Genomic DNA, 20204 nt, shown 5'->3' on the forward strand with positions numbered 1-20204 from the left:
CCGCCTTTAGCTCCGGTGACAAGCTTAATGCGACGGCTAGTGCCGTAAGAACGACGGACCTTCGCATGTGAAGTCTCAACCTCATAGTGTTTTCCTTTTAGTACTGGCCCGACAGCCGCTCTTTCAAATAGCGCACCCACTCACCTGGGTCGTCGCCCGCTCCCGCCTTCATGTCCTCGGTACTGAGCACACCGCGATCGAACACGCGTAGCTTCTTCAGGATTTCTTCTGGTAGCAGCCCGTTGTAGTCGGCAGCGACGATGAGACGGTCACGAAGCTGATCCTGAGACATCATCCCTTGCGACAGGATGTAGTAGTTGTCCGGTGGGACCACGAACACCGTAGTGGGAGTGAGCCGCAGACCTAGCCGCTGCGCCTGGCCACCATTCGGGACAAACTCATCCTGTCCAAGCCCGGGGACCGCCTCGCCGTTCATCGAAATGAATTTGGTTAGGAAACCAAATTCGCGGGCAAGATCCCTCACAGCCGAGACCTGCGGCGGACAAAAGGCGCACGTCGAGTCGAAGAACACCCAGAGGCCACCGATCTTGCTGAGATGCTCCATCGCCTCGGTTTGGCCTTCCCCTCGATATCGCAGGAAATCTTTCTTCGCAAAGCTGGACAGTGGAACGCGATTGTTTTCGTCTAGATACGGATCGTTTGCCACAACCATCTGAACCTGGTTTGCATACCGTTGCGCTTTGTCCATCGCCACCCGTTGAGCGTATAGATATGCCTCCACGTTTTCCTTTGTTGGGTCGTCAATTGCTCGACCTAGAAGCACCGGCATCTGCTTCTGTAACCACTCTACGGAAAAAGGCTCCACCTCCTGCCGCCTATAGGATGGAGGCTCAACAGCCTTGGGCGATTTGGGATCGGCTGGTGGCGTGGTTGCCTGCTGCTTTACCTGGTTCTCGTCTACAGGTTCGGGCTCCAACTCCGGATCTTGGTACCAAAACCAACCTTCGCCCTTGCGGTCATAAAAGCTTGTGTTCTGTGCAGCCGCCGCGGTCGGCAAGATCGCAGCGCACAACCACAGCCCGGCAAGTATCTTGAGAATCGGAATTGCACACATCTAACGGTGTCCCACAAATGATTTATTTAAATCATACGTTTTTGATTTAAAAAAGGGGCCATGCCTGTCCAATAATTTGGTCTTGGTCGAGGAATCCCCAGTACCGGCCATCGTAGGATCCGGGCATGGTGCCGAGCAGCAGCGCCTTGCCCCCTGGAACCGTTGCATCTCCCTGCATGCGTAACCCACTTACGTCGAGCCGACTGGACAGGCCTAGGGGGCCCCAGAATTTTCCGTTGATGGAGATGCCCGAATCGTCCACGCGAACCCTATCACCTGGCAGCGCGGCCACGATCTTAATGATCCGCTGTCCATCCAAGGCATGGCCCATCAGTCCACCATTGGCGATGTACTCGACGTACATGCCGCGTGTAAGCCCGCCTTCGGGACGCCCAAGCCTTACAAAGTAGAAGGTGTGAGGTAGGCAGCGGTTCTCCTCCACCTGCACGTCCAGAGCAAAGTGCATCTTCTGGCGCAATGCGTCGGTGATTACCGGACGGGCCGAGAGCGCCAGCACGGCGCCCACCAGCGTTAACAATATTGCCGTCCGGTTCTTGCTCAGCTGGCGGCAGTTGGCCGCGATTCTTCGCCAGGAGCTTTGCAGGTAAGTCATCTACTTCTCTGCCCCCAAGCCCAGGCGTTCGGCGACGACTGTGGTGACATCCCCCAGGGGCGGGACAGCGAGTGCAGCATTTTTGTTCAGCACAAGAATTCCTGCACCTTCATAGTCGCGAAGGACGCGAGCTAATTGCGCCGCGAAATCTTGAGCGACATCGACCGGAGAGTTCACCTCCCCGGCAAGCGACGCCCTCTCATAGAATCGCTCAGCTAACCCTGCCGCATCGAGCACTACGACGGGCGTGCCACCGCCCATTTCTTGAGACGTAGCGGTCGATCGTGTCCTTTGCGGGGAATCCGACTCAGCACTCAGCGGGCCGTCCGAGTCAAGGTTCCATGCCGCAAGAGTTGACGCAATTACCACCGCGACGAACACCGCGATCGCAAATTCCGGCTTTATGGCCTTAGGCCGCGCCAGCCACAATCCCAATAAACACAGCAACGCCGCGCCGGCGGCCACGTACAAAAACGAGAACAAATTCATTCCGATCACCTTGCAAAAGAAGAGTTGTCTTGGCTCAGCCCATAGTGAGAGTGGGTTCGTGACGGGAAACCACACCGCGCGCCTCTTCGTCGAGGAATCTGCGGATAGCAGCGTCAGCCGAAACACCCTGATCGATCATGCGAAGGATCTCCGTCCGTTCCCTTCCGCTGGTGGAGAACATCACATTCGAATAGCGGCTTCGCACGAGTCGGTAGATCTCGTATGCGGAGTCGACTTTGAACATGAACTCGGAGTAGACGTTGTCCACTTTGTGAATCGAGTTGATCTGCTCCGCGCCATAGGCGTCGATTGAAAAGTGGTCTTGATTAAGTGCCTTCTGCACCTGATCCGGCTTCTGCTTGAGAATCGCATGCCACGCCGTGTTCTGGAGGATCGAGTCTCCGCGGGGAGATTTGCCGATATCCAGCAGACCCTGGGTCACGCAAGCGATTGCGCCAAGGTCTTTACGCGCGCGGGCGTAGGACTCGTCAATGCCCTCCGCCATGATCGGATTCAGCAGCCATTGTTTCGCCTCTTCCACCAGCAAGAGATTTCGAATGCCCTGGGTTTTCAACTTCTGTCGGCTGCGCGCGATCGCGGCAAACATCTGAAGCACAACCACGTCCCGCAGATGAGGAAGAAGCTTCAGGTCACCCATCTCCAGAATGATGAGTTGGGCGTCCATGTTGATGTTGAAGGGCTTGTTGAACCAATGGGCAAACTGGCCCGAGGCAAACGGGTATAGCTGCTTACCAATCGTCCGCGACAACTCGTCAGGCTGCGTCAACAGAAAATTGGCGACATCCTCGGGAATAGCCTCGTTCGTGTTGTTCATGTACGCAGCCGTAATCGCGCGTTCCAGAATCGGCCGCTTCACGTCGTCCAGCCCATCATTTGGCGCGGCCATCTTCGTGAAGATCGTCGAGAGCAGCGACATCTCTTCTTGAAGCCCCCCCAATGGAATTGATGTGAAAGGATTGAGCGACAGAAAGCTTTCCTTGGAAAAGGTGATGACCTGGCATTTATCGGGGCCCAGCGACCGACCAAGCTTCTCGTAGGATCGGCCGTCATCGATAATCCACACCTTCACCCCTGAGGCCAGCATGTCGGAGACTGTTGGTTTGCACTGAAAACTGACCCAGCGTTTGCATCGAAAACTGACCCAGCCCTAATTTGATTGGGTCAGGGTTGCCACAGATTTGGCTGTTTTACGCTCCTTTTTGGGCTGCGTGCTGCTGTTTTTGAATCGGTAGCTGTCGTTGCCGGTCTCGACGATGTGGCAGTGGTGGGTGAGTCGGTCGAGCAACGCAGTCGTCATTTTTGCGTCCCCAAATATGTTTGCCCATTCAGCGAAGCTGAGATTGGTGGTGATGATGAGGCTTGTGTGCTCGTAGAGCTTGCTGATGAGGTGAAACAGCAGCGCACCGCCGGCTTGGCTGAATGGCAGATACCCGAGTTCGTCGAGAATCACGACGTGCGAGTGCATGAGCCGGTGGGCGAGGTGTCCAGCTTTGCCGGCCTGCTTCTCGAGCTCCAACGTGTTCACCAACTCGATCGTGGAGAAGAAGCGAACTCGGCGACGCAGGTGTTCGATGGCGTGAACCGCGAAGGCCGTCGCCAGATGCGTCTTGCCGGTGCCAGGGCCGCCAACTAATACGACATTGTGAGCGGGTTCGATGAACTCGCCGCGGTGCAGTTGCCGAACAAGGGCTTCGTTGACCTCGCTGCATCCGAAGTCAAAGCCTTGTAAGTCTCGATATGCTGGGAACTTGGCCACCTTCATCTGATAGGCAATAGATCGCACCTCTCGCTCAGTAAGCTCGGCCCGTAGAAGCTGGCTCAAGATGGGAGAGCAGCTCTGGTATGCCGGAGAGTCTTGCTGCACGAGGTCGGTGAGCGCTTGAGCCATACCGTGCAGCTTGAGCGCCTTCAAGCGCTCGATCATGAGTTCATGCTGCATGACGTGGCTCCTGAGTGCGGAGGGTGTCGTAGCGGCCGACGTTCGCCTCGGGTTCGACTGTGAGCGAGAGCGCTTGGGGCGCCGTCAGCGGCGGTAGCGGTGTGCCGTCGAGCAGTCGGCTCAAGATGTTGAGAATGGTTTGCTTCGATGGCGTACCGGCCTCCAGCGCTAAGGTCACTGCGGCGAGGACCAGTTGCTCGTCATGCAACAAGACCAACGACAGGATCTCCACCATCTCTCTATCCCCGCCAGCGTGAGGCAGAAGCCGTGCCTGAAGTTGGCGAAATGCTTCCGGCAACGCGGTGAACGGCGCCCCATTGCGCAGCGCGCCAGGCTTGCGTTGCAGCACGGCGAGATAATGCCGCCAGTCGTAGAAAGTGGCACCACGGTCATGGCGCCGGTTGATGTGGCGAGGATGCTGCGCGATGACGTGACCTTCGGCGACGACCACGAGGCGATCTGCATAGACCCGCAAACTCACGGGCAGGTTGGCGTAGGACGCGGGGACGCTATAGCGGTCACGTTCGAAGGCGATCAAGCATGTGGGGGAAACGCGCTTGGTGTGTTCCACAAAGCCGTCGAACGGCTGGCCAACAGGCATCAGAAATGGGCGTTCCTCGGACCATATCTGCCAGATGCTCTGGTCACATGCCGGATGGCGTATCTGTTGCCACAGCCTGACGCACTCGTCGGCCAACCAGTCGTTAAGCGCTTCCAAGCTCGAAAAGTGGGGCAGGCGTTGCCAGATCCGCCTCCGGCTATCCTGCACGTTCTTCTCGATCTGTCCCTTCTCCCAGCCTGACGCGGGGTTGCAGAACTGCGCATCAAACAAATAGTGGCTGACCATGCTGGAGAATCTGGCGTTGACCTCGCGTGACTTGCCGCGGCCGACCCTATCCACAGCGGTCTTCATGTTGTCGTAGATACCTCGACGCGGGATGCCTCCCCACGCCACAAAAGCGTGATGGTGCGCATCGAACAGCATCTCATGCGTCTGGAGCCAGTAGGCGCGCAGGAAGAAGGCGCGACTGTGGCAAAGCTTGAACTGCGCGATCTGGAGCTTGGTGCGCTCGCCGTTGATCACCGCACTGTCCTCGCTCCAGTCAAACTGAAAGGCGTCGCCTGGTGCGAACGTCAATGGCACGAACGTGCCCCGTCCTGAAGTCTGAGATCGTTCCTGTTGTTCCTGTCGCCATCGTCGCGCGAAAGCGGCAACACGGTCGTAAGAGCCCGTGTAGCCTAGAGCGCAGAGATCCTGGTGCAGCTGCAATAGCGAGCGTCGCTGCTTGCGTGTGCGGTTGGCCTCGGCCTTGAGCCATGCCGAGAGCTTCTCCGCATAGCCGTCTAGAACGGTAGGCCCAGCCGCACGGCTGTAGGTTGGTTCAATGGTGCCCGAGCGCAGATAGCGTCGCACCGTGTTGCGCGATATGCCAAGTCGCTTGGCAATCTCTCGTAAAGAGACATGATCACGCAAGTGCCAACGGCGAATAATGCTGAGAAGAGCCACGTCGATCACTCCTGTCTCCTGCACGGGTACCGAGCAGGATAGTGTTCACGAGGTGGGTCAGAATTAGATGCAAATCAAACGTAAAAGTGGGTCAACTCTGCCTGCAAATCAACACGGAGACGACCGCCTGCACCCAAAAGGACTTCCCACTGCCAGATTCGGCATACACGAGGCCGTTTGCATTACCGGGTGTAGCCAGCGGGTCTATCATCGCGGCTTCGCCACGTCGTGTTAGAACTAGGGTTCCTGACGAGGTCCGACTCCCCGTTCCGTCGCCATAGATCGGCAAAAATCGCACGGCTTGCGGAACTGACATGGAGCGCAGGCGGAAGGAACGGTGCAACCCGCCTTCACTCCCATTCAATGGGAGGGCCTGCTCGAATACGGTGCGCAGGATTCGCTTGTCCTCTCGGATATCGAACTTCTTTCCTTTACCGCCGATCGCACGGTAGTAAGTGCACAAGCTTTCGCTGTACGAGCGAAGTCGGTCCTTGCTCTTCGAATAGATGACAAGCGCCATGGACACTTGCACGCCAATTTCACCGCGGCCGTTCAACGCGTGGACGAGCGTGTCGATACGCTTTTTCTTATAGCCAATAACGGGCCAGAGCTTGATCGTCGGCCCGTACGCCTGGTTGTTGATCACCGTCGACATCAAGCCGACCTTACGCTTAAGCGCCTGCTGATCGGGGTAAAGCATGACGAAGGACAGGTAGAAGGGCTCCTGGATCTGATTGGTGAGCCCCTTGGCGTCGCCTATCACCTCATTCATGATCCATGAGTGCGCACGCTGGGGGAAGTTGTTCACGCTGAGCACCTTGGCGAAATGCTGCCCGTCATTGAACGATATCGACGCGTGATCTTGGGAATAGTCGACCGAGAACGAGTTGGGAAGAATCTGCTCGTTGAGTGGACGTTCTTCGTCCAACGGGGCCACACAATCATCGTCTGAAGCCCAGGGGTTGTGGACCTTCTTAACGATTCGCCGATACCCCGCCTCGTCGAGCAGACGAAAATGAAAGCCCGCGGTCTTCAGGCGGTCAAACAGCCCTGTGACGTGCTCGGTCGCGGGTGCGAGATCGTCGGCCGCGACGTCAGCCGCGGTCACTGGCACTTTAATTCCCACAAAAAGCCGTTTTTTGTGGACCCGAACTCCATTCGTCGGAATGAGCGGCTGCGTGGTCCCTGACGCTATGTATTCGGCATGCTCGCGAGCCATCGAGGCCAATATGCCGCCAGCACCGGCCTTCCCTGAGAGATAGCCCTCCACAATGGCATCGATGTCGGGATCGGCGAGGATACCCCAATGAATGATGGACCCCGCGGGAAGGTTCGCAGACAAGGATACTGAAAGGCGCTCAACGAACTGGTTGTCGGTTCCCACCACCGGCGAGGTGACACCCACCGCGCCAATGAAACGCTCCTTCAACCGTTTGGATTCGAAGTAGAGGATATTGGAGGAGTCATCCCACGCAGTGACCGTGATGTTCTCGGCGGGATGGTTTTTCTTGAGCTTGCTCATTATCTGGCGTCCGGGGTGGGGATGATTGCGATCGCGAGGCTGCCGACTAGCGGGCATGCCAAGCTCGGCGAAGGGTGCACAGTAAAACTAAGGCAGCGGGTCCGGGCATCGAGCCGGACGTCGCTGCCTTCCTGCATTTGCTACTTGGTAGAGCAGATAGAGGGATCAGTTCGCCTCTGCGCAGGCACCCCTAGAGGGTGAGGCCGGGAATCCCGGTAGTTACGACGTGCGCGACGACCTCGGGCAACCCGGACGCACGCGCCTTCACGACAGCATCGACGAACGGACCGATAAGGAACGCCACGCCCACGCCGATCGCGGCGGGCTTGAAAGTCATCATGACCGCCGTGGCCACAAGCCCGAACAGGACCGATACGAGGCCAATGGCCAGGCCAAGCGAGCCGTTGTACTCGTCTTCCAGGAAGTCGTTGAATTCGGTCAACGCGTCGCCGCCGCCACCAGCATGTGCTGATGCCAGCGACACAATGGCGATAATGATGAAGGCGGCGACCATGAGCAGCCATTTCGGAGGGTTCTGAATCGCACTCTCGCTGGAACCGGAAGCCATCGGCTTGAGGGAGATTTCCATGTTTTATTCCTTTAGTTTCTATCCTTGGTTGGTGAGATTTTCGTTCGCTACGGGTTGGTGATTTGTGGCATTCCTCCCATGTCCTTAATGCTGTTTTCCCTGGTGCTTGTTGCAGAGGATTCGGCGGGTTCCTGAGATCCGCCGGAGCGCGGCACACGCGGCGAACCGACAGCCTTCGCACCCGCCGGCCGCACCATCTTCGCCGGCGCCAGAATTCCTCGATTAACGAAACCAGCCGCCCCCATAGCCCAGCGGCGGGGCTGGACTTCGGTGAAGACGTACGACGGGTAATGCAGGTCGTCACGTGCGTCGATCCACGGTGCCACCCAAATGCGCATCACCACGGCGGGCTCGCGAACGGGCTTACCGTAGATGTCGCTTCCAGCGCCCGGGCCAGCCCCGGCACCGACGGCCGTGACCAGGTCATAGGAGCCTGCAACCGTAGCTCCTTGCGTCCGCTGCCGATCGCTCTTGCCAGCCGGAAAGCTTCCGATCTGCACATTGCCCGCGACCGCCCCGGATTCAACGTCCTTCATGGTCACCCCGAAGGGCAAATCGCTCTCCCTCAGAGGCATCGGTTGATCGGTCGACTTGATGACGGCCATCGGCGTTTTGCACGTAATTCCGTCTTGCAGCGAATCCGGATTGTTCGGATCCATGCACGTGAACGAAGAGCGGCCGCCCGCGGGATCCAAGATCGACGCGCAACCGCTGAGGGCCACGGTTAACGAACACACCAATAGGAGCTTCTTCATTTCAGTACAAATCCTTTCTTAAGTGCCACGGTCACCTTCCTGCCGGCGTCAACTTCGAGCACCGGCATCATTTGATCTGCCAACTTCAGGTAGTACTCGCTCACGCTCTTGGCGGCGTCGGAGAGGCCTGTTGCAAGCCCGGTCTTTCCGATCGTGCTGGCGTCGACGGACTGAGTCTGGACGCTTCCCGAAGGGTTGAGATCCAAGCCCTGTACGCGGGTCGGCTTTAACGCGTCGCCGAATCCGGACAGCACGCCGGCCATCAACGTCTTTGCGATCAGCTGCCCCTGCTTGGAAACGAGCCGTCCCCGCACACCCACGCGCCCGTCTTCGCCTAGCACAAACCCATCCAGCGGAGCCTCTACGACGCGAGGCTCTTTGGTCGGATCGTCATTGGGAATGATGCAAGCGATACTCTCGGTGCGCAGCTGGGCACGCTCGTCGGAAAGTCCCCCGTAGCCTGCGACCAGCACGCGGCAATCATTCAGCGACTGCGACGTATGTCCATTGGGCATTGACGAAATGCCCTTAACGCGGAGGATTCCGGGTACCGCGTTCACTTTTGCCTTGGCGGACTGGTCCGTCGGAGCGTCCATACCCGTGATGAGGTGCCCTTCAAACACCGTGGTCATCGGGACGTATTCACCAGGAGCCTCGGAATCTGTCCGTGGCTCTTCGGGCTTTGGCGTGACGTTCTCGGTAACCCGGATGCGAATGGCCTTCACCTCCGGACTGGCCGTGGGTGCGGCCATCGGAGCTCCGGAAGGCAAAGAAGAGGCTGGGGCATTCGGAAGCTGATATCCCGCACCCAACTCCCTCTTCCCTTCCAGCGAGTCCAGGCGTGTGCTCAGCTTCTGGACCTCAGAAAGAATGTCCTTGGACACGCCGTCCGCGCCTGGCGCCGATTTGATCTTGTCAATCGCGTCCTCCAAACGACCGAGGATTTGCTTCCGGGCCTCTCGCTCCTGCTTGATCTGGTCTCCAAGATCCTTCAACTGCTTTGATTGCGCCGTAAGGTCGCCAGCGAGCATCTCGACCGTGCGATCCTTCGGCTTTGGCAGCAGCATGTTTGCCGACACCGGGGGCTCGGGATTCTTCGGGACGCGCTTCTTGGGCGCGGGCTTCAGAAGAATGAAGAGCAGCACCACGACGACGATGAAGCTGACGCCGACGATCCCCAGACGAACACCCGAGCCTTGCTCGTTCCACCAGTCCTTCAGACCTTTCTTCTCGCTCATTGCGCTCCTCCCTGCCCCGTGGCGGACTTGTCCGCGACCACGAAGAGATCGGTCTCCGCTCCACCTCCCACGACGGAGGTTGGGAAGAATGCAACCCCGCGAACACCTTCCGCCCAGAAGGAGGGCTCTTGCAACTCCACCGTCCGATCAGCCGGTCCAGATACCCGGTACCGGTATATGTCGTAGTGCGCCCCAGAATGCCGCGACAGGGGCCGGATGCTCACCTCACCGATAGCTGCAACCGCAGAAGGCATGTATCCCTCAGCGTAGCCCTGCAATCGCCCTCCCGACGCAAGTGTCCGCAACGCGTAGACAAGTTGATCGGTGTACACATCAGACTTTGCACGCGCATCGAATCCGGACGTCGATGAACCACCAGCGTTAGACCCGCCGTTCAACTGAAGAGGAATCACCTGGTTGGGTATCGATTTCGGAATGAGGAGAAGCGAGATGACGGGATCCCCCGGCTGGTCGCCCGTGATGTAAATCGCCTGCGCATCAGTCGCACCATTGGCGTGCACGTACACAGACGAGCCGTTGGCCGTGATAACCATCTCCCCAAGTTGAGGCTTTTTGTCTTCCCCGCTCGTAGCGTCGATTACCTTCGCTCGCGCAAAAGGCGTCGCGATGCGGTTCATGTACGTGGCCGAGATGTCGACAGGCACGGTCTCCTCCCCCGTCACAGGGACCACGTTGCTCCGCTGGACGGCTTCGCCAGGCATGGTGCCGACACCAGGCATCGCCTGGCGTTGCACGGGAGTCTGTCCTGGGGGGGGCAACTTGTACTGGTCCACCGCGAAGGCGTTCGACGCGGCGCATGACGCCAGAAGTAGGCTATAAACGACTCGCTTCACTTACTCTCTCCTTGCTCATTGTTCTGACGCCGCTCGTCGCTCATCAGATCTCTGGTTTCGACGCTGCCGCCGGCCGCGCCGAAGCGAACAGCGTCGTCGAACCAAGGATCCTTTGCGGCGTCTTCCGCACGTTGATCCGCCGCGTGCTCAGCCGCCTCGCGCTCCAACGCGCGACGGTTTCTTGATTGCCAATGCTGGCTTTTCTCTTGCTTGCCTGGGTAGTGATCGAACTTGGAGATCTGCGGCCAGCCGTTCTCGATGGCGACTTGAATTTCGTAAACGTACGGAGTTCCTTTCCCGATCGGGCCGGCCGTAGTCGTAGACTGGAGCTCGCCCTTGATGAATACCGTCTTGGTGCGCGCCTCGTAGTCCATTCCGGTCGCAGTGAACGTCACGCTGCCTCCGCGGTCCTTGAACACAGGATCCATCGCAAGCGCGAAGAGTCGGCGCCTGACTTCCGGATAAATCGCCGGCGACGTGATGAGCCCCATCGCGTCTGCCACAAACGTCACGTTCTTGGGGCTCACGTTCCCCGTAAGGGTCGCCGCAGTTAATGCAACGCTGATCAGGTAGTCCTTGGACGCACTATCTGCACTGATCTCTGCCTCTACTGTCATGCGAGGCGGCACCAGGCGAGTCACGACGTCCTTCTTCAGCCAGCCGTACAGCGCTCCCAAGGTGACCACGCTCTCAATCAGAAGAATCACGAGCAGAAACTGGACGCTTCGCTCGGCGCTTCGCCAGGACTTCGTCAGAAAGTTGAGCTTCATGACCACAGCACCCCATGCTTCGCGTTCCGATACAGCTTGTTGATACCCGCCCAACCGGCTGCAAATACGATGTGTGGGATAGCTCCCATCATCTCGTTCTGCTTCCAGCGGCGCATCCGCGCCGTGAACCAAAGTCCGATGGCGGCGCCAACGAACGGCCACATGCCGCGAGCGATGTAGCCGCCCAGGAAGCACAGCATCAAGACCAGGAACTCGTCCATTTCCCATAGAAGAAATGAAGGCATGTCGTCCGTGTGCGCAGGAATATCAATTTCGTCGATCATTGGTTGCACTCCTTGTTGTTCGAAGCAGGAACAATCCTTCCGCCCACGACTTGCGCTCCAGGCACGTGGCATGCGGCAGATCCTGGCGAGACGGCCCCAGGGGATGGTTGTGGTTGACGGGCCGCGGATTCCGCGATGCCGGGATTGCTACGCGGCGTAGCTCCCACCGCCTTAGCTCCGCGCCTAAGTTGAGCCGGACGATCGCCGCTGACCAAGATCTCCACCCGGCGGTTCAGACTCTGATCCGCGAAGCTCACCGGTAGCCTCTTTCCGTACCAGCGCGCTTCGATTGATTTGGCGGGCACACCAGCGACCTCCAGCGCGCGTTTCACCCCCTCCGCTCTGCGCTTCGACAGGGCGAGGTTGTAGGCGTCGGTACCACGCTCGTCCGCATGCCCCACCACCAGATACGAGACGCCCTGCCCTGCAACTTGCGCGGCAACCAGCGCCGCAGCGTTCGTGGACGCCGACTCCGACAAATCAAAATCGAATCGAACGACTTGGCTCAATATGAGTTTCGGATCCTTCCGGTAACTCGTATCGATCCACGTTCCGGGACGGTACGTAGACGGCCCTTGAACCGACCACACCGGTTTGAGCTTCTCTGGTCCCACCCGTTTCGGTGTCGCGACCGCATGCTCAGAGTGCTCAGGGACGGTTACGAGGGCGGACGTCTCGGGCACGATCCACTCGCGCATATCGAACTGACCCTGGCCCTCAGGTGCTGCCGCCACGCTCGACGTCAGAACAAGAGCACTTCCTACCAAGCCAATAAAACGCCGCATTCGGACGCCTCCCACTATTTGCATTGCGTGGTATTTTAGCGACGAATGTTTATATCTCAACCTGTGAATGTTGATTTTTTGGGCGTCGGGCCACGCGCCCCAGGGAGCTAGGAGGAAATGAAAGGAATAGGCTTTTTTGGAAATCGCTTAGGCGGGGCGGCCGACACCCTAGCCTTAGCGGCAATTTCGTCGTCAGTGTTGACCACGTCCCCGTTCTTCAGCGGCCTGCCTACTGTGCCCTCATACGCTCTTGCTGGGCTAGGTGCTGCATGGGTGGCCGGACGCTGCATGCACGGCTTGGCTGGCATGCATCTATTCCGCTCAAAGCTCAATATCCGTTCCAGCGACCTGCTCTCAAACGATGGCATGCTGATCGGGTATACGACTGATCGCGGGCGTGCCGTTCGGCTCCCAGACGAAGCGCTGCCGTACCACGGCATGGTCGCGGGGCGAAGCGGCTATGGAAAAACGACTTTTGCCCGGCTGATGATGCTGCAACAGATCATCCGAGGTGGCGGGTTGCTCATGATCGACGCCAAGCTCGACAGCGACGACATGTCGTGGGTTGCGCAAGTCGCCCGCTGGGCCGGACGATACCAAGACATGCAGTTCATAAACCTCGGAGATCCCGCCAACAGCAACAGCTACAACTCCGTTCTTGAAGGCGACCCGGACGAGGTCGCCGACAGAATATTGACGAGCCTCCCCGCTCCAGAAGTGGCCCCGGCCGCGGAGCACTATCGTCAGTCCGCAAAGCAGGCACTCGGGGCGATCGTCGGAGGAGTCCAGGCGCTTGGACTGGCATACAACTGCATTGATCTCTCCATACTGCTACACAACGAGCGCGCACTATCCGAGCTAGAAGAGCGCCTTCGCTCCGTGCTGCCTCACCATCCTGCAACGAAGAATCTTTCGCTTTGGATTGAGCAGTACCGAGGTGGTTTCGGGAACGACACGGGACCGGCCTCAGCCAGGATCAACATGAAGCGTCTGAAAGAGACCCTAGGCGGCATCGCCGGGCGGTTGCATGCGTTCGGCACTGGGACCTTCGGCGAAGTCGGGTCGTCGTACAGCCCGGACGTACGTCTGTTCGACAGCATGATGTCGAACAAGATTACATACGTCTCTTTGCCAACGATGGGGAAGGACGAATCCGCCCGAAATTTTGCGAAGATGCTCCTGGCAGATCTTCGATCCGCTATCGCGCGGATACAGCAGCTACCGAAGTCGCACCGATCGCGCATCCCATATCTCGCCCTGCTGGACGAGTTCGGCGCCTACGCGCTGATGGCGATGAATCGAGTATTTGAGCAGGCAAGAAGTGCCGGAATTTCGGTGTGGGCGATGTTCCAAAGTATCGCCAACCTCGATGCCGTGTCACCAGATTTTCGCGACATGCTGGAAGAAAACACCGATACAAAGCTGTTCTTCAAGCTCGCGAGCCCGAAGACAACTGAGGAGGCAGCCAAGATGATCGGCAAAGGGACATTCTCCAAGACGACCATCAGCGCCACCAGCCGTGCGTCCGAGTCGACGCCAAAAATCACGCCCGCGCCGGAAGGCGGGCTCAGCACTGATGCGGGATACGCGATCGCAGAGTCAGAGGAGGAGCAGTACCGCGTCACTGAAGATGACCTGAAGAAGGTCGATCGTGGTGAGTGCATCATGCTCTATCAAGGGTGCGAGCTATTCAACCTGCGGATACCAAACATCACGATCTCGAAATGGCTATCGTCCAAGGCAGCTCCTATCCGCGTCAATCGCACCAAACGTAAACAAGTAAAAGGCTGCGACTATTTCAAGAATGCGGACCGGTATCTGACCGCAGCAAAGGCTGCCAGAGCTTGAAGTACGCCCGAACCTCTATCACCGCTATGCACGCTATGGACAACAAAGGTTATGGTCGAACAAATTCAATTTTGGGGCTTGATAGCTCTCGTGATAGTGCTTGGCCTACTTCTGGCGAGCTGGACGAGGGCGATTTTGATCTACCTGTTTACGGATCTGGTATCACCTGGCCTGACGGCGGTGGCGAAGCCAGTTCTACTTTGGATCGCCTACTTGCTCAAGACAATTTGGCTGGACCATTGGGTGATCATCCAGAATTTGCTGAAGCCACACTCCGCGATCTTCCCTTCCCTATCTGCAAGAAGGAAGCACCCAGTCGAGAAGTCATAGCCAAGCTGACGGTCGATGACTTTGAGGAAGGTCCGGAACGATGGGCGCTTCTGGCAATCAAAACGGCCGTACAGCTTCTGTTGAACAGTCGTGCGAAAGATCGGGACATCATGAACGCCGGCCGTTGGCTCCTGGGATTCGATGATGGTCCTCTCTCGTTCGAGAACTGCTGCCGCGTTCACGGGGCCCGACCGGGCGTCGTACAGCTACGTCTGCAATTCGAACTGTGGAAGCGGTGGCACGTATTTTCAGAGCCTATTCAACTTGGTCTATTTTCTTTGCCGGAGGAGGTTGCAGACTCCATTCGCATGCGCGGCGGCCGCGCCGCAGTGAACGTGGCTGAGCGGATATGGCAGCAGCCGGGCATTATGACGTTGGACGCCGTGCGAGATCAGGACGAGTGCGCCGCACTTGAAAGGCTCGATGAGGCTTCTCTCGCATCCCAACAGGGAGACAACTGGTATCTCACCGGACGCAACCCCTCGGCAAAAGGAAGGCGGGACAGCAGCTGGTCCGACCTATTCCCGTGGTGACGACTAGTTGTCGAACGATCGTCAGAGGTGGGCTGCGTGCCCGGCGGACGTGGTGCTACGGCGAGAGCGACGAAGAAAAGGCCCTGTACGGGCCTATTTTATTGAGCGCGAGAACCTCAGGCGGGAATGAGGTAGTCGTTTCGAGAGGCACCGCCGAGTTCGGCGGCGACGAGCCAGCGCGGAGCCCGCCCTCGCCCGGACCAGGTTTCACCAGTGTCAGGGTGGCGATACTTGGGCGCCACCATTCTTTTGCCCGGAGCCGACTTGGACTGTGACTTAATGCCGGCTGCGCGCGCTTCCTTCAGGTCCTTCAGGGTGATCCCGTTTTTTTCGAGTTGGGCCAGAATCTGGCGGATAACCACGGCCCGCTTCTGAGCTCGCAGATCGTCGAGCTGTCGGTTCACCCGCTTGATACGATCCTCCAAGGCGTGTTCGTTTCGCATAATTCTCTCCCTCAGTTCTGTATGTGAATGACAATCTTCTTTGCCGTCAGCGCTCCACTTGGCCGCGGCATCGGCGCTTTCCTTCGGGTGGATTCCGGTTCTCCAGCGAGCACCTCTTCCAGCGCCTTCTTGACCCTAGCGATGTACCACTGTTGGCCTTTCTCATTGGGGGACCCATAGTGGCCGACAGCCTTCCATGTGTTGCCATGGCGTGCAATTTCGTCTGCGTAGATCCACGCGCCAATGTGGATGTTCAAGCATGGCTCCCAAAGGTGCTCACGTGTGATTCCGTAGCGAGGCAGCCGTTTCTCGATCCACCAGCTGTTTATTTGCATCACCCCGACGTCTTCGCTGCCGTCTCGGTTCAAGGTGTCGTTCAAGGCGTTCGCTTTCCACCTTGACTCATGCCACGCTATCGCACGCAACATGATTTCACTGACCCCGTAGCGTTCCGCTGCCTCTCGAAAGCAAAGCGTGCCCTTCGCAATTGGGCTCGACATCGAGGCCGGCGAGACGACCATCAATGACAATAGCAATAGCGAGGCCGCGGTTCTCATGCGTGCCCCATCGCCCGCGACACCAGTCCGCTGCACAGTTGGAGAAACAAGGCTTCGTCGCCTTGCACTCCGTCAGGCGTCAGAACGAACTTCCCGGCGATAGCGACTGTTGGCGTTGCGTCCACGGCGTATGCGATCATCGACCGGGGAAGCTCTGCGACCTCCGACGGCGACAGACTCTCCCAGGCCTCCTCGAACGCCAGCACGCTCCCCCCCGCCGCGTTCACGATGCCACGCCAGGTCTCAGGAGCTCGCGGCGAGCGGCCTTCGCCTTGGATCGCGCGGTAGGCTGCATCTTCGAATCTCGCGACCGCAGACCCCAACGCCTTTTGCGCGGCCAAATACCCTGCGGCTTCATGAATTCCCGTGCCATCGGCAAGCAGAATCGGTACGAACTCATATCGCCAAGGGGCTGGGAGACTCTTGGCCCACTGACGCAGTGGCGTGTGGAATGTGCGGCAAAAGGGGCAGCTAAATGAGAAAAAGATGCGCACCACTCGCTGGTCCGCCTCAACCTCGGCAACCTCTCGGTATGGCATTGGCGGGGTATATGGCTGTCCCTTTCCGTCACCACCCATTGCCATGGAGGGTTGAGCCTTCGCCACCACGTGCAGGGCGCTAGTTGTGGCTAATGCCAGCACGGCGGTAATGCAGGAACGCCTCATCTTGAATTTGCTCATTGCTTAGTAGTCCTTGGTCAATGCACATAGCGAAAAGCGATTGCCGTCGCTCGCCTCGTTTCCACTCTTCGATCACGTGTTGTACTGGTTGTTCTGCCAGGATCCCGTTGTCTATGAAGTATCCGAGGAGGTCCACCGCTTCCTTTGTTCGGCCTAAGCATTCGATGACCTGGAGGCGCGTCGCCGCTCCAGTCGAAATGAGCGCTTCCCACAGTTCAAGGATGCGATGTTCTTCAATGGCCGCGCGAGCCATCGTCTCCACCGCTTGATACGCCTGCGCGGGAGTTATCACACCGGAAGCGATCAATCTCTTGTCGAGCCTCTGCCGCTCAAACGTAGGCCACAGCGCCGGGTTCAGGAGGGACTGAATGGCGCTGAGCGTGGTTTTCCCTTCCCGCGCGAGGCGGACGCCCGCCTCCGCGAGAGTTTCGAATTGAGGTTGATAGCTCGCCGCTTCGTACAGTTCTTTGGCGTCTCCGCCGGCCAGAATCACCCGTCGCACGCGATCATCGATCTGGATAACCTCAAAGATCGGCATCTTGGTTTCCGACATGTCGTGGTCGCTCACAATGACCGGGAACTTGTCGTCCGGGTGATAGGCTCCGACGGCCTTCAACCACGCTTTGCTGGATTCGTTGGGTGCAACCCATTCGACCGTCGCCTCGGCGGGGATGGTCCTGACGAGGCGAGGCGCAATAATGAGTCGCAGCGTCTTCGCAATCAAGTCCCGTGGCATCTTCAGCTCGAGCAAACGCTCAATCACCAGCGCACTCGTATCCGAATGCGTGGTTGTCCAGAGCTGGCACCCGGTGTTCGCGTTACGGCCCAACGCCTCAGCGGTCTCTTCGTCCCGAGTCTCACCGATCATGATGCGGTGGGCACGCTGTCGAAGGAATGCCCTGGCTAGCATGGGATACGTGACCTTTCCCGGCACCAGCTCACATTGGTCTATGCCAGGCGTAGGTATCTCCACAGGTTCTTCTGCCGTCTTGACGTTCTCTCCCCTGTCGCGCAACTCGACCATGTATGCCATGAGCTGCGTCGTTTTGCCGCTTCCCATGGGGCCCGACACCACTACCGTTCCCGCGCGTACCGCGAGTGCCTGGTCGATTACGCGTCGGACTGCTAAGGGCATGTATATGTCACGGTAGGCAAGCCGTTGTGCTTGTTCCCGAGCGAGCCGAAATACGGCTGTTGAGCCGACGATGGTGTGAAGGAAGCTGGCACGGAGACTCAGTTTGAGCCCATCTTCCGGATAGCGAAGATGAATCGCGCCATCCATCGGTATGAACTGTTCGGACAAGTCCATGCTTGCACGTGCGCGAAGCTTTTCCTCGACATGCTTGACAAGATCTCCTTCGTACTCCGGCTCAAGCCAGCTGATTAGACGAACCCCCGAGTCAGCAACTTCAACCGGGCGCATGGCGCCATGGACGAAGCGAAGTTGAATGTCGGTCATGCCCTCCAATGCCGCTCGACGAAAGAGTTCGTTCAGGAAGTCGGCGGCCGGCTTGTCTTCCGGGCCCATGTAGATAAATTGATCGCGCTGACGGCCGAGTCTACTCATCGCTTCGTCCGCCTTATAGGAAGTTCTTGCACGTAAGACTGGGCCCGTAGAGCACGGCGCTTGCGTAGGTTTGCGCGCCGGAATCCACCTTTATGCTCAGCTCCAGGAGCGATAGACGAAGCTCGGTGTGCTCCGGTCCAGCAAACAGGTTGCTGGCGATAAAGCGCGTCGCGTCCATCGTCAGCCGAATCGGTAGTGCTAGCCGGTCCATCCGCTCGCACGGCTCGGTCGCCACCAGCGAGTAGCCCAGCCAAGCGATTGTCCCGAGGAATACGGCGGTGCCGAAAAACGCCTTGAATAGCATGACATCTCCATTGTCTATGCTTCGATTATATTTATGGCGCTTTTTATTTCATACCTAACAATGTGTACTTTTTGGTTTGTGGTTGGCTTTTTTGCGTCCTATGTGTCTGCATGCCTGTGAGGCAGCCTGTCGAAGCCTTTCCGCGCACGCTGCCCGCGGGATTCAACGGCAGAATCTAGGGGCGGCGCACCGTGGTAATCGTGAAACTTCGTCGCCATCCCCTTGTAAGCCAGCAGCACCTTTGCCAGCTTTCCGCCTCTATGCTTCAGGATATGGAGCTCTGCACAACCCGGATACGGAGTATCCGGGTCATCTTGCTCGGGTCTGTATATCCCCATCACAACGTCAGCATCCGCCTCGATGGACCCTGAGTCCTTAAAGTCGGCGAGCAGTGGACGTTTGTTGGTTCTTCGATCGATTTCGCGGTTCAACTGGGACAGGAGCAAGATAGATATGCCAAGCTCCTTTGCGAGGCTCTTGAGACCGCGCGTGATAGTTTCAATCTGGCTGTGGCGCTTCTCTTCAGTCCCGACCATAAGCTGGAGGTAATCGACGATCAAGACGCGCAGGCCTGATTTGCGCTTCAAAGTTCTCGCCTTGGACGCTACATCGAGAAGCGTCAAGCCTGAGGTTTCGTCGATGAACAGCGTGGCTGTGGCCGCAAGTTGTCCCGCTGTGACGAGTCTCGCCCAGAAGTCACTTTGCACTGCTTCTGGATTGTCCGCCTGGAGCGCATCGATCGAAATATCGGACCATTGAGCCAAGGTACGCCCGGTGAGCTCCTCTTCGGGCATTTCTTGCGACAGATACGCCGTCGGGACTTGCTCGGCAGCCAGGTGACTTCCAACCGTGCCGGCCAATGCCGATTTCCCCATTGCCGGGCGACCGCCCAGGACGTACAACCGCCCCGGCAACAGTCCGCCGTGCAGCGCCTTGTCCAGATCGGTCAGCCCTGTAGAGACGACGTCTCGGGCTATGCCTCCCGAAATTCTCTGGTCCAGCTGTTCAATGAAGCGTGCCGCTGCGGCAGCGATGGGCACAGCGTCCCGCTTGACCGTTTGCTCCCCCAGACCGCCGATCAATTTCTGTGCATGGTCGAGGAGTTGGTGAACGTTCCGGCCAGCTGGTTCGGATACAGAAGCTTGGATCTCCGACGTCACGAAGATCAGCTGTCGGAGCAGGGCCTGTTCGACCACAATCTCGGCGTACCGAATTGCGTTTGTGGCGCTGGCGCACTCCGCGGCAAGCGAGTTGAGATAGGGTAGCCCGCCGGCGCGGGGTGCTTCGTTGCGCTCGCACAAGAGATCGTGCACGGTGATCACGTCAGCCAATTGCCCCCGACAAATCAGGGAAGCGATTGCACTGAAGATCAGGGCATTGCCATGGGCGCCAAAGTGCGAAGCGCCAATCCTCACCGGCGCGATGCGGTCGAAGGTGTCATTGTTAACAAGCAGGGCTCCGAGCAAAGCTCGCTCCGCCGTGCCAGCCCGAGCGTGCAGTG

At 58.3% G+C, this 20204-nt stretch carries 22 protein-coding genes; 2 read left to right on the forward strand and 20 right to left on the reverse strand.

Annotated elements, in window-relative coordinates; all coding sequences use genetic code 11:
* Positions 1-97 precede the first annotated feature (97 nt).
* The 14 genes from traF to LN047_RS21300 all read right to left on the reverse strand — a co-directional run bounded on the left by traF (position 98) and on the right by LN047_RS21300 (position 12465).
* Positions 98-1075, reverse strand: coding sequence for a conjugal transfer protein TraF (gene traF, locus LN047_RS21235; RefSeq protein ID WP_373980115.1), 978 nt, complete (start codon positions 1073-1075; stop codon positions 98-100).
* A gap of 46 nt (positions 1076-1121) precedes the next feature.
* The gene (locus LN047_RS21240) at positions 1122-1688 is read right to left on the reverse strand and encodes a S26 family signal peptidase (protein WP_054470934.1); all 567 of its coding nucleotides are present in this window, start codon (positions 1686-1688) and stop codon (positions 1122-1124) included.
* Positions 1689-2177, reverse strand: coding sequence for a hypothetical protein (locus LN047_RS21245; protein ID WP_373980116.1), 489 nt, complete (start codon positions 2175-2177; stop codon positions 1689-1691).
* Positions 2178-2211: 34 nt separating this feature from the next.
* Positions 2212-3282, reverse strand: coding sequence for a hypothetical protein (locus LN047_RS21250; protein ID WP_373980117.1), 1071 nt, complete (start codon positions 3280-3282; stop codon positions 2212-2214).
* Between the two features lie 63 nt (positions 3283-3345).
* Entirely contained in the window at positions 3346-4137 is a 792-nt protein-coding gene (istB, locus tag LN047_RS21255) for an IS21-like element helper ATPase IstB (protein ID WP_054458908.1), read from the reverse strand.
* A complete protein-coding gene (istA, locus tag LN047_RS21260; protein ID WP_108627539.1) occupies positions 4127-5653 on the reverse strand; it encodes an IS21 family transposase in 1527 nt (508 codons plus the stop codon). Before istA ends, istB begins: the two co-directional genes overlap by 11 nt.
* Before the next feature lie 82 nt (positions 5654-5735).
* Positions 5736-7166: a TraC family protein gene (locus LN047_RS21265; RefSeq protein ID WP_373980118.1), complete on the reverse strand. Its 1431-nt coding sequence runs from the start codon at positions 7164-7166 to the stop codon at positions 5736-5738.
* A gap of 190 nt (positions 7167-7356) precedes the next feature.
* Positions 7357-7755, reverse strand: a complete 399-nt coding sequence (locus LN047_RS21270) for a hypothetical protein (protein WP_054470931.1) — start codon at positions 7753-7755, stop codon at positions 7357-7359.
* 47 nt (positions 7756-7802) lie between these two features.
* Complete coding sequence (locus LN047_RS21275; protein ID WP_054470930.1) at positions 7803-8510, reverse strand: TraV family lipoprotein; 708 nt, start codon at positions 8508-8510, stop codon at positions 7803-7805.
* On the reverse strand, positions 8507-9748 hold the full coding sequence (locus LN047_RS21280; protein ID WP_373980119.1) for a TraB/VirB10 family protein: 1242 nt from the start codon (positions 9746-9748) through the stop codon (positions 8507-8509). The genes LN047_RS21275 and LN047_RS21280 overlap by 4 nt, the downstream gene beginning before the upstream one ends.
* Positions 9745-10488: a type-F conjugative transfer system secretin TraK gene (locus LN047_RS21285; RefSeq protein WP_373982169.1), complete on the reverse strand. Its 744-nt coding sequence runs from the start codon at positions 10486-10488 to the stop codon at positions 9745-9747. The genes LN047_RS21280 and LN047_RS21285 overlap by 4 nt, the downstream gene beginning before the upstream one ends.
* Before the next feature lie 110 nt (positions 10489-10598).
* Positions 10599-11372, reverse strand: coding sequence for a TraE/TraK family type IV conjugative transfer system protein (locus tag LN047_RS21290; RefSeq protein ID WP_054470927.1), 774 nt, complete (start codon positions 11370-11372; stop codon positions 10599-10601).
* The gene (gene traL / locus LN047_RS21295; protein ID WP_054470926.1) at positions 11369-11656 is read right to left on the reverse strand and encodes a type IV conjugative transfer system protein TraL; all 288 of its coding nucleotides are present in this window, start codon (positions 11654-11656) and stop codon (positions 11369-11371) included. The genes LN047_RS21290 and traL overlap by 4 nt, the downstream gene beginning before the upstream one ends.
* On the reverse strand, positions 11653-12465 hold the full coding sequence (locus LN047_RS21300; protein ID WP_373980120.1) for an OmpA family protein: 813 nt from the start codon (positions 12463-12465) through the stop codon (positions 11653-11655). The genes traL and LN047_RS21300 overlap by 4 nt, the downstream gene beginning before the upstream one ends.
* A 264-nt stretch (positions 12466-12729) precedes the next feature.
* Between LN047_RS21300 and LN047_RS21305 the strand changes: the two genes are divergently transcribed.
* A complete protein-coding gene (locus LN047_RS21305; protein ID WP_175493132.1) occupies positions 12730-14289 on the forward strand; it encodes a type IV secretory system conjugative DNA transfer family protein in 1560 nt (519 codons plus the stop codon).
* A complete protein-coding gene (locus LN047_RS21310; protein WP_373980121.1) occupies positions 14286-15152 on the forward strand; it encodes a hypothetical protein in 867 nt (288 codons plus the stop codon). The genes LN047_RS21305 and LN047_RS21310 overlap by 4 nt, the downstream gene beginning before the upstream one ends.
* A gap of 116 nt (positions 15153-15268) precedes the next feature.
* On the opposite strand, the gene LN047_RS21315 is transcribed toward LN047_RS21310, so the two are convergent.
* The 6 genes from LN047_RS21315 to LN047_RS21340 form a co-directional block, all read right to left on the reverse strand.
* A complete protein-coding gene (locus LN047_RS21315) occupies positions 15269-15595 on the reverse strand; it encodes an H-NS family nucleoid-associated regulatory protein (protein ID WP_054470923.1) in 327 nt (108 codons plus the stop codon).
* Positions 15596-15606: 11 nt separating this feature from the next.
* Positions 15607-16152, reverse strand: a complete 546-nt coding sequence (locus tag LN047_RS21320) for a lytic transglycosylase domain-containing protein (RefSeq protein WP_373980122.1) — start codon at positions 16150-16152, stop codon at positions 15607-15609.
* Positions 16149-16832 carry a hypothetical protein gene (locus tag LN047_RS21325; protein WP_373980123.1) on the reverse strand — a complete coding sequence of 228 codons (684 nt, stop codon included), beginning with the start codon at positions 16830-16832 and terminating at the stop codon, positions 16149-16151. The genes LN047_RS21320 and LN047_RS21325 overlap by 4 nt, the downstream gene beginning before the upstream one ends.
* Positions 16771-18399, reverse strand: coding sequence for an ATPase, T2SS/T4P/T4SS family (locus LN047_RS21330; RefSeq protein WP_092578860.1), 1629 nt, complete (start codon positions 18397-18399; stop codon positions 16771-16773). Before LN047_RS21330 ends, LN047_RS21325 begins: the two co-directional genes overlap by 62 nt.
* Positions 18400-18412: 13 nt before the next feature.
* Positions 18413-18703: a hypothetical protein gene (locus LN047_RS21335; RefSeq protein WP_054470919.1), complete on the reverse strand. Its 291-nt coding sequence runs from the start codon at positions 18701-18703 to the stop codon at positions 18413-18415.
* Between the two features lie 98 nt (positions 18704-18801).
* Entirely contained in the window at positions 18802-20169 is a 1368-nt protein-coding gene (locus LN047_RS21340) for a replicative DNA helicase (RefSeq protein WP_373980124.1), read from the reverse strand.
* Between the last annotated feature and the right edge of the window lie 35 nt (positions 20170-20204).

This window comes from Achromobacter sp. JD417, from assembly GCF_041879325.1.
In the GTDB taxonomy this organism is placed as follows: domain Bacteria; phylum Pseudomonadota; class Gammaproteobacteria; order Burkholderiales; family Burkholderiaceae_B; genus Achromobacter; species Achromobacter mucicolens.